General features: G+C 66.6%; 5 protein-coding genes and 1 pseudogene. 4 read left to right on the top strand and 2 right to left on the bottom strand.

Annotated elements, in window-relative coordinates; genetic code table 11:
• The first annotated feature begins 51 nt into the window (after positions 1-51).
• Complete coding sequence (locus Ari01nite_RS10505; RefSeq protein ID WP_275410840.1) at positions 52-7,185, top strand: FG-GAP-like repeat-containing protein; 7,134 nt, start codon at positions 52-54, stop codon at positions 7,183-7,185.
• A gap of 396 nt (positions 7,186-7,581) precedes the next feature.
• On the opposite strand, the gene Ari01nite_RS10510 is transcribed toward Ari01nite_RS10505, so the two are convergent.
• A complete protein-coding gene (locus Ari01nite_RS10510) occupies positions 7,582-9,951 on the bottom strand; it encodes a tetratricopeptide repeat protein (protein ID WP_203780971.1) in 2,370 nt (789 codons plus the stop codon).
• Positions 9,952-10,031: 80 nt separating this feature from the next.
• Entirely contained in the window at positions 10,032-10,229 is a 198-nt protein-coding gene (locus Ari01nite_RS10515) for a hypothetical protein (protein WP_203780972.1), read from the bottom strand.
• A 613-nt stretch (positions 10,230-10,842) separates the two neighbouring features.
• On the opposite strand from Ari01nite_RS10515, the gene Ari01nite_RS10520 reads away from it, so the two are divergent.
• From Ari01nite_RS10520 to Ari01nite_RS49760, 3 genes and pseudogenes are all read left to right on the top strand, one after another.
• A complete protein-coding gene (locus Ari01nite_RS10520; protein WP_203780973.1) occupies positions 10,843-11,502 on the top strand; it encodes a class I SAM-dependent DNA methyltransferase in 660 nt (219 codons plus the stop codon).
• Positions 11,503-11,752: 250 nt separating this feature from the next.
• Positions 11,753-12,559: pseudogene (locus Ari01nite_RS51380) on the top strand (MFS transporter); the annotation flags it as partial.
• Between the two features lie 52 nt (positions 12,560-12,611).
• Positions 12,612-13,022 (top strand): hypothetical protein, encoded by a 411-nt coding sequence (locus Ari01nite_RS49760; protein ID WP_239162639.1) that lies wholly within the window; start codon positions 12,612-12,614, stop codon positions 13,020-13,022.
• Positions 13,023-13,116: the final 94 nt, after the last annotated feature.

Genomic DNA, 13,116 nt, shown 5'->3' on the forward strand with positions numbered 1-13,116 from the left:
CACGGGGACAGCGCCACGGGTGGCTTGCCTGCAAGCACCGCAACGCCGTCAATGGCCGGCACGGTCGGTCCTGACGGGGCGTACAGGCACGGACTGAGCTTGGACGTTCCGTCGTTCCACGGGCTGGAGCCCCAAGTCGGCATCAGCTACTCCTCCGCCGCGGGAAACGATCTGGCCGGCTGGGGTTGGTCGCTCACCGGCGACTCGACGATCGAGCGGACCTCCCGCGGCCGCGGCGTACCGGCGCTTGACGCCAGTGACGTCTACCGCCTCGACGGCAACGACCTCATTCCGTGTGCGAGTCAGAAGCTGAAGGGTCCGAGTTGCCTCGCGGGTGGCACCCACTCGACGGAACGAGAGACCTTTCAGCGTGTGAGCCTCGAGGGCTCGAGGTGGCAGGTGTGGGATACCAACGGGACCCGCTCGACGTACGTCGACAGGTCACCATTCAGCGCCCCCGACACGGTGTGGAAGCTTGCGGAACGGACAAACACCCACGGCGACCGGATCATCTATCAGCGCTGGTGCGACAGTGGTGATGCGTGCTACCTGGAGGAGATCGAGTACGAGGACAGCACCGACCCGGCCCAACGCACCCGCATTCACCTGCGCTATGCGCCGCGTCCCGACCCCTACACGTACGGTGTCGGCCCGCTCGTGATCAGCGTCCGCTACCGCCTTACGGCCATGCTCGTCTCCACTGCCGGCGCGAACCGCAACGCCCTGGCCCTCCAGTACGAGCCCGCCTCGGCGCAGGAGCCCGGGAGGTACCCGCTGCGTACCGCGACGCGGTACGGAAACGATGTTGTCGTTGACGCAGCCGGCACCGTCACGGCCGGCACCGCTCATCCCCCCGAGACCTTCGGCTCAGCGTTCAACGCCGGAAACGATCCACTACCGCCCACCCACCTGCTCACCGACGCACTTGGCCCGCCGTGGACGTCGGACGGGGGCGGCAGCTCCTACGGCGAGTGGTCAACTTCAACGTCACTTCCTTATCGGGTTACGAGTGACCGTTGGATGAGTTTCGACGCCGACGGCGACGGGAGGTCTGACTACGTTGCCGGGCAGTGGGCGCGAAACGCACAGGGCGATGCTGTCGTCCTGTTGCGGACAGCCCTGCGGACCGGAGACAACACCTATATCTACAGCTCACAGCTCACACCGTGGCGCTTCGGGCCGCTCAAGGACACCTGGTGGCGACTGGTGCCCGGCGACTACGACGGGGACGCTCGAACCGACCTTGCGAACATATTCTGGGACCCACAGTCGAACCGGGTGATGGCGGAAATCGCCCTGTCCACCGGACACGGTGCCTTCATGCTGATGGGTGCTCAGCCCACCGGCATCTCCGGCTGGGACATTCATGCGCGCTGGATGTCGGGAGATGCCGACGGCGACGGCCGCGCCGATCTCATGAGCGCCCGCCCGCTTCCCCCCGACAACACTGTCTCGTACTGGCATGCGGGATTGACCGTGGGCTTTACCGCAGCCAACGGGAGGACCGGTTTATGGCGGGCAACGCCAACCGAGTGGGGTTTTACCCTTGGGGACGCGCCGTTCTGGTTCGTCGGTGACCACAATGCGGACGGCCGAGCGGACCTGCTGAGAGTCATGGAGGTTTGGGACCCCAACAACCAGTTCATTGCTGGTTGGCTCGCGACGGCGTTGTCGAATGGTGACGGCACTTGGACTCTCAACAAGGTCGACACAAGAAAAAAGTTCGAAGGAGCCGTAATGCGGGCGGGGCCTCGTTGGGCCGGCACCGGCGTTGGCGGCGACATGGCACACGCGGGCGACTTCGATGGCAACGGCAAGACAGACCTGATGTTCACAACATTCCATGTGGCAAACCAGCAGTTGCGGTTGGGGTTCACCGTCGGCCTCGCCAACGATACAGGCGGATTCGATCTGGTGCACTCCACTACTTCATTGGACGGCAGGTTCCAGAACACGGGCCGTATCATCCTGAGCGGTGGTGCCTCGTACCCGAATCAATGGATGGCCGGAGACGTAGATGGAGACAGCCTTACCGATCTGATCATCACGTCACCGCTGGACAAATCCGAAGCGCCGACGAAATTGCAGGTACTGACGCTTGCCTCAAAGGGCGACGGGACGTTCACCGAACCTGCCGACCTCAATAGTGCTTCAAACATTCCGTTCACCTGCGCGTGGCACAACGGCGAAACAGACGCGTGGTGCGGCGGCGGTGTTGAGCTTGAGGCCCTTCTGGGCGACGCCAATGGTGACGGGCGCATGGACGTTATGACAGCAGGGCTTGAAGGCGACGACTTGAATGGAACCACGCGACTGGACACCGTACTTTCCCCGAACAACGGCCTAGACGGGCATCGGTGGAAGACGACCGACATCACCGGCGACGGTCTCAGCGACCAGGTGTACGTCCAATACACCAACCCGGGTCTGAACGTACGATCCTCGATCGCTGATCCGGCCGCGCCTGCGGGCCGCCGGCAGGTAGCAGGTCCAGTGGCCAACGCCGGGTGGTTCAGCGAAGCCGATGTGCGACAGTGGATGGCAATCGACGTGGGCCGTCCGGGTGGTGGCGGACCAGACGGGCGTGCCGACCTCGTTCACCTGGCACGCGCCACAACGCCAGGAGCAACCGACAAGACCCTTTCCACCGTACTGTTGTCCCACGGCGACGGCACATTCGCGTTCAAGCAGTCAACCGCGGTCGCGCCCGACCCGGAAGCCTCGACCCGGTCATGGGTGCCAGAAGACGTCGACGGAAACGGCACGATCGACCTTGTACGTGCCTCCCCTAACGGCTCGAGCGGCCTAATAGTCGAGACGCTGATCGCCGACGGCGACGGCACCTGGACACACGTGTCGTCCCCCACGACTGTGCCGGTCCCGGTCACGGCACCACACCGGTTCGTCTCCGCGGACGTCAACGGCGACGGCCTCGGGGACCTCGTTCAGGTCCAGGCCAGCAGCTACGCCGCGCCGGGCAGCCCCACCGAGACCGTGCTGACACTGCTCTCCAACGGCAACGGGACTTGGGCGTCGCGGTCGAACACCACCCCGGCAGCCAACCGCGAACCCGTGATGACATGGCAACCGGGCGAGTTGAACGGCGACGGCCTGACCGACCTCGTCCGGGCGCGCCGTACCCCTGGCGGAGTCGCCTTCGATCGGCTCCTGTCGGCCGGCCGAGGCACATGGGAGGCCTCCGTCGGCACGACCCACACGATCGGTCTTCACGGAGCGCGGTGGCGCGCACTTGACGCCAACGGCGACGGGCTGACCGACCTCGCGATGCTCTCCACAGTGCTGAACGGCGACACCCGGATCTACTGGGCGATCAACACCGGAACCGACATGTTCGTGGACAGCCAAACAGCTGCGCTGTCCGATCGAAACGTCGCCCATTGGGTGGGCGGGGACATCAATAATGACGGCACCGATGAGCTGGTGATTCCCCGCCGAGCGGGCGCCGCCGTGTCGTTGGTGGCCCTCCAGGGACAGTGGCGGCGACAGCTGCTGCAAGGCGTGGAAAATGGTCTCGGGCTGGCAACCAGCATCAATTACCGCTCGGCCGGAGGCAACCACAGCTCGATGCCAGTCGGACAGCAACTGTCGGTGGTCAAGAGCATTCGTCGCCAAAGCTTGCCTGCAACCTCAGGCAGCCCTCCCGTCGTCAAGTACGGCTACGACGGCGGTCGGTACGACTTCACCCGAGGCCGGTTCTTGGGCTTCGGCATCGTCACCGCCAGCGAAGGCAACACGGCGACATCTACCTCCTACCGCCAGACACCTGGATGCGCCGGCCGGGCAGAGCAGATCGAACTGCGTGGCCTTGCTGGCCCGTACTGGCAGGACTCGGTGGCCTACGCCGATCCGAGTACGAAACAACAGGGCCCGTGGTCTTGTCTGCCCGTGGAACAGATACGCGAGGAATCGGAGCAGACGACGAAATCCCGAACTGTCGTCACCAGCAGAATGTTCGACTCCTTCGGCAACGCGACGCTCGTCGAGGAGAAGGGCGAGTTCGCCGACGCCAACCGCGACGGAGTTGACGACGTCGCCGACGACAACCGCACCCGCCGCACCAGTTTCGCGCCGAACCTGACGACCTATGTAGTGTCACTGCCGGCCAGGAGCGAACTCCTCAGCGGGAACGGGGTGCTGGTGGCCGCCGTGCGGACCATCTACGACGGCCAGTCCAGCCATACCATCTCACCACTGAAGGGTGACGCGACAACCCAGAGCGCCCTGGAGACCAGCAGCGGACGGTATCTCGACACGATCCGAACGTTCGACACCCACGGCAATCCCCGCCTGGTCACCGACCCCGCCGGCCGCTGGACGAACACCACCTGGGACCCGACGTTCGCGCGGTTCCCAGAACAGACCTGCGACGCATCCCTGTGCCGGAGGACGGCCTGGGACCTGGTCCTCGGGCAACCAGCCCGCAACATCGACGAGAACGCCCTCGTGACCGTGCACCACTACGACACGTTCGGCCGACACCGGCGCACCACCTATCCGGACGGGGGCTGCCTCCAGCACGCCTACCTGGGATGGGGAGCGTTCCTCCCGCCGTTCCCCCAGCGGATCCAGGAGTCCTACTGCGTAGTCGTCGGCGGGGGCAATGACGGTGTTGCTGGCACCGTATGGCGCGAACAGTCGCTCGACGGCCTCGGACGGGTGTGGCGCGAAGAACGGTCGGGTGGCTACCGGCGGGACCGTCGCTTCCTGGCCGCGACCCACCTGGTCGTCAGCGAGGACGGTTGGCATGACATCGCCGCCACACAGGTCACCACCCGCTACCACTACGACGACGCCCGCCGGCTACGAGACACCCTGCGACCCGACGGTTCGGTTGCCACCCTCACGTACGGAGTCGGCACCATCACCCAAGGCGGCGCCATCGGTCAGCACCGCACCGAGACGTTCGACGGCCGAGGTCGCGTCCGCGCGGTGATCGAGAAAGACACGGTAGGCGGGACGACAGCCGACCTACACACCAGCTACGACCACGACGCGCTAGACCAGCTGCGGTCGATCACCGACGCCGCCGGTCGGGCGACCACATGGCTGACCAACTCACTGGGCTGGGAACACGGTGCCTGCGATCCCGATCGGCACTGCCGTCGCCGCACCTTCGACGACGGCGGGCTTCCCCTCACCGAAACCGACCACCTGGGTCAACGCATCGACTACCTCTACGACGTCAGCGGCCGCCGCACCGGCAAGGCGCTGCACGACCCTGCCGGCAACCCCACGGACACGCTGCGCTGGGACTACGACGTCGACCCCGCAACCGGCCAGCCGGCCGGGTGGTCCGCCGGCCTCGTGACCTTCACCGAACACGTCAGCGCCAACGGCACAAGTGTCGAGCACCGGCAGTACGACAACCGGGCCCGCCCGACGCTGATACGCCGCTGCGTGGACAAGCAGTGCATAGAAGATCGCACTACGTGGGATCCGGCCGGGCGCATCGCGACCATCGAGTACCCCGACGCTACAGGCGTGGTGTCACCGTCGTCGGAGACCGTTGGCCACGGCTACGACGCGGCAGGGCGACTATCCAAGGTCACCGGCTACGTGACCAACATCGGCTACACCCCCGACGACCAGGTGGACACCACCACACTCGCCAACGGCACCGCCGAAAAATCGACCCATGACCCACTCCGGGCGACCCTGACCGGCATCGCCGTCCACGGTCCGAAGGGCATGGTCGCCGACACCGTTTACAGCTACGACACTGCCGGTCGGCTCAAGGGCGAGGACCGGGCTTCCCCACTGCCGTTCCAGACGCGTCCGCACTACGACGCGATGAACCGGCTCGAGGACGTGGTCGGGGCCACGCCGGACACCTTCGCCTACGACACCACCGGCAACATCACCGCCCGGCAGACCACCGGCAACTACGAGTACACCGACCCGCAGCACCCCCACGCGGTCACCCGCGTTTCCGGCCGTGAACTGAGTTACGACCGAGTCGGAAACCTCATCTCCGACCACAACCGACAAGAGTTCGAGTGGGACGCCGAGGGCCACCTGACCGCGGCGACATCGAGCGCCGGAAAGGTCACCTTCGCCTACGACGCCGACGGTCAACGCACCCGCAAACATGCCAAGGCCGGCGACAGCACCTACCACGGCCGGTACGCCGAAGTCGCCGCCAACGGCGACATCATCCGCTCCTACTACGCCGGCGACCGCCTCGTGGCCCGCTCAACCCTGCTCTGGGACACCCGCTATTACCACCCGGACCGGCTTGGCACGCCGATGATCATCACCAACGAAACCGGCCAGCTCATCGAGGTACTCGCCCACGACGCCTTCGGTGTCGTCACCGGCGCCTACAGCCAAGTACCCGACGACCGCGACTTCACCGGCGGACGAAAAGACGACGAAACCGGGTTGGTGCTCCTCGGCGACCGGTACTACGACCCAACGATCGGCCGGTTCATCTCCCCCGACAATGTAGTAGCCGACATAGGCCGGCCCCAGACACTCAACCGCTACGCGTACACCACCAACAACCCCGTCAACAGGGTCGACCCCAGTGGCCACATCGACACCGAAGCCGGACAGCATCAAGCGCCGCCACCTCCGCCTCCGCCGCCGCCAGCCTCGGGCATCACCATCGGTACGTCCAAGCGAAGCGCCAGCCTTGTTGCCGTACCTGACGCGGTCCTGCCACCAGCGGGAACACCGACGCCCGACGGAGCGGCCGGCCAAACCCCTAGCGGTTCCACGACGCACTACGTGGGATGGGGCGTGGGAATCAGTCTCGACCTCTCGTTCATCCAACCATTCACGTCCGGACAAGGCGGCAGCTTGGGAATCAATCTCCAGTTCCTTTCGGCAGGCCCAGACCGTGGATTCAAGATCTGGAAGTACGTGCCCGCCGCTGATCCGTCGGCAGGCCTATCCGTTGGTGCCAGCCTTCAGTTCAATCTCGCATGGGGAAATGGCGAATGGTCGGGACTATTCGACAATTACGGCGGCGGTGTGGGTAGATGGGGAGGGGCTGCATTCGAGTCTCCGGGGGCAGCCGAAACCCAAGAAGGGTGGCAGGGGGTATCCATCGGCCCCGGTGTCGGCCCCATACCGTTGCCGTCATTTTACGGGACGCGCACGAACTACTCTGAGGTGCCGATTCCAGGTGTCAAGTTCCGTTACCCGGGTCGAATATTCTAACCGGGACTCAAACGTCACGCCTGAACGCAGGTGATCGGCCACCCGGAAAGGCGTTTGATCTAGATAGGGGTACGGCGTGCGGTCGGCCTGCCGAATTAAAGTAGGTGTGGATTTCCTCGCCTCGACAAGGAGATCCCTGTCTTCAGCTCGTGCGGGATTGCCGCAATGCCAAGCTGCGGGTGATAGCGGCCCGTTATCCGATGCAGCGGCCGTCACATCTCCGCCGCTTCACCTTGTTTCACCACAGCCGCGAAATCGATCAACGGACACGCGGACCTACACCACCTCCGGCATCGGCCCCCGTGCATGACTATGCATGACCCGTGGCGATTGGAAACGCCCGGATTTGCCGCGATCCGAGTGCGTCCTGGGTGGTCGGCCTCGCGGTCTTTGGTGTCAGTCAAGCGAGGTGGCGGGCTGGCCGTCGTCGGTGAGGCCGTATCGGCGGATCCTGTTATCGCCGGTTTGGGAGTTTAGCCAGGCTAGTGCTTGCAGGGCGCTGGGATCGCCGTGGTTGACCGCTTGGCGGTACCGTGCTTCGGCGCCGTGGTGGTCGCCGGCTCGGTGGCGGAGTTGGGCGAGGTCTCGTAGTGCGGTGGTGTCTCCGTGGTGGGCGGCCTCGTGAGCGGCCGTGAGTGCTTCGGTGTGGTTGCCGGCGTGCTCGCTGAACCAGGCCAGCTCCCATAGGGCGGTGATGTCTGCGTGTTCGGCGGCCTCGCGGTAGAGCGCGGCTGCGCGCTCGTGGTCGCCGGCCTGTTCACGCAGGCGGGCCAGTTTGCGGAATGTGGTGGTGTCGCCGTGGTCGGCGGCTTGGCGGGCTGCCTGGGCGGCGCGATGGTGATCGTTGTTGCGGTCGCGGAGCCGGGCGAGCTTCCACAGCGCGGTGATGCGGTCGTGTCTTCGTGGGGCTTGTCCGTCTCGCCGGGCATGGTCCGACAGATTGTTGTCACTGTGGTCGCCGGCTCGGCGGACGGTCACGCCGGCATTGTCGAAGCCGCCGGTGCGCTCCCAGAGCCTGGCCAGCTCGCGCTGCGCGTCGATGTCGCCGTGGTCGCCCGCTTCCCGGTACAAGGACGCTGCGCCGTCATAGTCGGCCTTTGCCAGTCGGAGCATTGCCAGGTGCCACAGCGCCGTGGTGTCACCCAGTTCCGCGGCTCGGCGAGCGGCTGCAACGGCACCGTCGTGGTCTCCTGCTTCGTGGTGGAAACAGACCAGTTCCCGCAGCGCGTACGTGTCGCCGCGTTGCGCGGCTTGGCGTAGCAGGGCGACAGCGCGCCGGTATCGGCCGCGGTGATGGGCGGCCGTCGCGAGGACGCGAAGGGTGCCGGGGTCGGTGATGGTAGTGGCTGAGGCTTGCCAGAACGTGGCCGGAGGGAAACAGCAGGCGCGGGAGGTGCGGCCCGTTTCTTCGAGGTAGTCGGCCAGCCGGTAGGCAGGCTGGCCGACGTTTTGACCGCTTCGGGGTCGGATCCGGGTGAGTGGGCCGCGGGCGCCTTTGCAGGATTGGGCGGTGTAGGCGAGAGCCTGTTCCAGCCAGTTATCGGTGAGCGCATCCCACTCGCTGTCGTCGAGATAGCCCGGTGCTGCCTGTTCGAGGAGGCTGTGCGGAAGGGCGGGGGGATGACCGAGCCGGCGGGCGTCGATGGCGGCGTCGAGGATGGCCCGCGCCGCGGGTGGCGCTTTGTGATACCGCTGTAGCAGTTCGGGCGCGCCGGCAAGGTACTGCGTGACCCGGCCGTCGTCACTGTGCTCGGCGGCTTGCCGCAGCCTGGCGTCATCGGAGCGCCGCAGGGCGGCGAGGTCGGCGGCGGTGAAGGACGTGGGTACGTCAAGGTCGGTGCCGGTCAGTACGTCGCGGGCCTGCGCGTGCACATCGGGCTGGTCACGGCCGGGCCGGACGGTCAGCGTGTTCCAGTGTTCGGGCCACAACGTCGCGAGGATCAGCACGGGCCTGCGGCCCAGATCGTGCAGCAGGGTGCGCAATCCCGCCGCAATGCGTTCGCCGAGCCTCGTATCGGGCGGCGACAGGTAGAGCTGAGCCTCGTTGAGCCACACAATGGTGTCCGGCCCTACCCGCTCGATCTCGGCGGCGGCCGCCTCGGGACGGGTCGGGTCAAAGGGATGCCATACCCTCCACCGGCCTGGCTGCCGGGTCTCGAGACGGTGGACAAGTTCCCAGCAGGCCCGCGTCTTACCCGTCGAGGAGCCACCGACCAGGGTGATCATCCGACTCGCCCCGGTCGCGACGCCGACGGCGAGTTCGTCGAGCTGGGCATCATGAGCCCGCCGCAGATACGGCGGTAACTCGGGCAGAATGGGCTGCTGCCCGGGCAGCGTGATGACCCGGTGGACCTCCAGCTCCAGCGGATCGCATTCCTTAATCGGCTTGCCCAGGCGCGGCGATTCCGCCGGCGGCGGTGCGGTCCGAGCGGCGACCCACAGGTCGCGGACCTTTTCCGCCAGAGCGAAGGTGTCCTGGTGCCCGGCCGCGCGAGCGAGCGCGACGGCGACGGTCACCGTGTCCTGCTGAGATGCCAGACCGTCACCCGCGACTATCTGGCCGATGCCGTCTTTGCGGGGAGCGCCGGGAAGGCTGCTGTCCATCGCGATGACGTCGGCAAGCGCATCCAGGCGCGGGCAGTCCGCCAACGCGTAGAGGTGGTAGATCGTGTCGCGCAGGTCCCGGGCCGGGCCCGCGGGCAAGCCAACTCGCCCCACCGGGCGGCCGCTCGGACGCAGTGAGCGGTACTCGTCGGCCGTCAGCACTGCGCCCAGCGTCTCTGTCCTAGCCACCAGACGCCCCGTCGGTACTCGCCGGCGTTCGGTCTGGGCCACCGGTGCCGCCGTCAGCATGAATCCAGCTCGGCGGCACCTCGACCGCCGCCCAGATCCACCAGTCCAGGGAGCACGCCATGTATGTCGCCGATCTCACCGCCACCGCAGCCACCGCATACGTTCTCATCCATCTCGTCGGTGCCGCCCGGGACGTCGGCCTGCTGTGGATCACCGTCAGGCACGTCGCAGCGGACCAGCAGAGACGGCACATGATGATCGAACGGCGAACCTCCGCAGGCCAAAGTCCGGTCGGCAGGCCCCGCCAGCCCCGCACTCGCGTACGCCGCACCAGCTACGTCCGGTGAGCCTGACCCCCGAAAGGTGGCCGCGTGGCGGAGCAGGACCTCCCGCTGGATGAAGGCACGACAATCAATGCTTACTCGGCCGACGTGAGCTGGCTCGGCGCTGTACCGCAACCAGCCCGTCGATCGTCCTGGCACATCGAGGTGCCCGACCAGCGGGGTAGGAAACACTCGCACCGTCCCGTTGTTGACGCAAAGTGAACTGAACCGGCCTGTCGACGGTACCGACCGCACGGACTCACGCCGCGACCTGCGACGGTTCCGGCAACAACACGAAACGCGAATCGACCTCGGATGAAGATTCTGATGTGCCCTCGCGGTCGATTTCATTACCCGCGATCCGAGCGCTACGCAGCGTCATGGTGGGTCGAGCCGCTGACGTAACGGACATGCCGCAACTGGGTCGTTACACCGTGCAACTTCGGCTCCGGGTGGGTTGGACTTTCCCTTCCGTGTTCAGCTCGTTGTCCTGCGGTAGATTCGCCGCCGCAACGACCGGCGACGGGGAGGATTAGCGGGGATGGACGCCAGTACCGATGAACTGCGGCATGCGCACAACGTGCTGTCGGAGTGGTATGCGCAGAACTTGGCCGGGATGCTGGAAAGCATGCCGGTCGAGCGGGCGATGCTCGACCTGTTTGCCGAGTTGACCTTGGCCGTGGGTGCGGAGGTCGCTGACGTTGGCTGCGGCACCGGGCGGCTTCTTCCCTACCTCGCGGGCCGGGGCCTGTCGCCGCGTGGGGTGGATCTGTCACCGGGGATGGTGGAGGTGGCCCGGCGGGAGCATCCGGGTTTCGAGTACGAGGTCGCTGATCTACGGGAGCTGCCGTTCAGGGACGCGTCGCTGGCCGGGGTGGTGTGCTGGTATTCGTTGATCTTCCTGGCCCCGGACGCCCGGGTACCGGCGTTCACCGAGTTGGCCCGGGTCGTGCAGCCGGGCGGCTACCTGGTGGCGGCCTTCAAGCACGGCGACGGGACCGGGCATCGTAACGGTCCCGGTAGCCGGGTCGGCAGTCTTGGCATCGACTTTGATCGGTACTGGCTGTCGGCGCGGGAGATGGAGGACCGCTTCACCGCTGCGGGTTTCGCCCCGGTCTTCCAGGGCAGCACCCCACCCGAGGGCGCAGAGCCGCCGTACGGATACATGCTGGTCCGCAAGACCGGCTCCGGGAACGCATAGTGCGCGGATCTGCTGCGGAGAATGCGGCGCGGCGCCGCGGTGGGCGCGTCGAAGGCCGGCCTTATTCGGAGCGTGGAGCCGACGGGCGGTTGCGGGTACAACGCCCGCCGGCCTGATCAAGGGTACGGGTGCGGAGGTCGAGGGCCTGGCCCAGAGCGTTGGTGTGCCCCCGGACGTGCGGATTTGCCGGGTCTTCTCTTCGTGGTGTTTGTGCGGTGGACCTTCTTCTTGGGAGGGTCTGGCGGTGGCTGTGACGGGGTCGGCTGGGTCGTCCGCGATTCCGCCAGCGGTTGAGGTCGGTGCTGGTTGGCGCGCCGACCTGCGGTACAGGTGGGCCGCGTTCGCGGCGAGTGAGGCCGGTAGCGCGCTCGGGTACGCGGCGTTGCCGATCGTCGCGGTGCTGGTGCTCGAGGCGTCCGATTTTCAGGTCTCGCTGCTCAATGTGCTCGCGGGCGTGGTCAGTGCCGTCCTGGCGCTGCCGCTGGGTCCGTGGATCGAGCACCGTCGCAAGGTGCCGGTGATGGTCGCCGCGGATCTGCTTCGGTTCGTCGTGATCGTGTCGGTCCCGGTTGCCGCCTGGCTGGGCTGGCTGACCTTTTGGCAGCTGTGTGTGGTGGCGGCCGTGCAGATGACCGCCAGGTTGGTGTTCGACTCGGCCGGTGTTGCCCAGTTGCGCACGCTGGTGCCTGAACAGCAACGCGCCGCGGCGAACGGCCGGTTCGAGACGACGTTGTGGACCGCGAACACCGTCGGTCCGCCCGCCGGTGGTGTGCTGATCTCCTGGCTGGGCGCCACCGTCACGATGGTTCTGGACGCGGTCAGCTTCCTCGTCTCCGCACTGCTCCTGCGCCAGCTACGGACACCTGAACCCGTACCACCGAGCCGGCCGGCGCAGCATCATTGGGTACGCGACACCGTCGCCGGGTGGCGATACATCCTCGCTCACCGCGGGTTGACTGCTCTGTTCTGCAACTCGATTATCTTCGGGGGTTGCATCATGGCCCTCACCCCGCTGCTGACCGTGTTCGTGTTGCGTGATCTCGGTTTCCCGGCCTGGCAGTACGGCCTGATCAGCGGCGTGGCAGGCGTGGCGGGGATCGCCGGTTCGTATGCTGGCGAAGCCGGCGGCGACGCGGCTGGGCGGGCATCGGGTTCTGCTGCTGGCCGGTATCGGCCGCAACCTGTGGCTCGGGCTCATCCCGTTCGCTCCGGCATCGACCACGGGACTGGTCATGATCACCGCCGCCGAGTTCCTGCTCGTGTTCTTCGCGGGCATGTTCAGCCCCACCTTCGCGACCTACCGCATGAACGCCACCGACGACGCCCACATGTCCCGCGTGGTGATGGCGTGGTCGATCACCAACAAGACCGCCCAGCCGATCTTCATCGCCGCCGCCGGCCTGCTCGCCGCCACCACCAGCACCAAAACCGCACTGACCGTCCTCGCCGCGATCCTGCTCAGCGCAACCGTCTTCCTCCCCTGGCGCCACAACAGCGAAGACTCGGACCGCGCCCGCTGAGCCACCGCCAGCGTGACGGAGCCCAGACAACAGAGCCGACTCAGCCAGCGTCCCGCACGTCCCACCGAGGCCGACGCCGCCCGCCGCAGAGCAA

This window comes from Paractinoplanes rishiriensis, assembly GCF_016862375.1.
In the GTDB taxonomy this organism is placed as follows: Bacteria; Actinomycetota; Actinomycetes; order Mycobacteriales; family Micromonosporaceae; genus Actinoplanes; species Actinoplanes rishiriensis.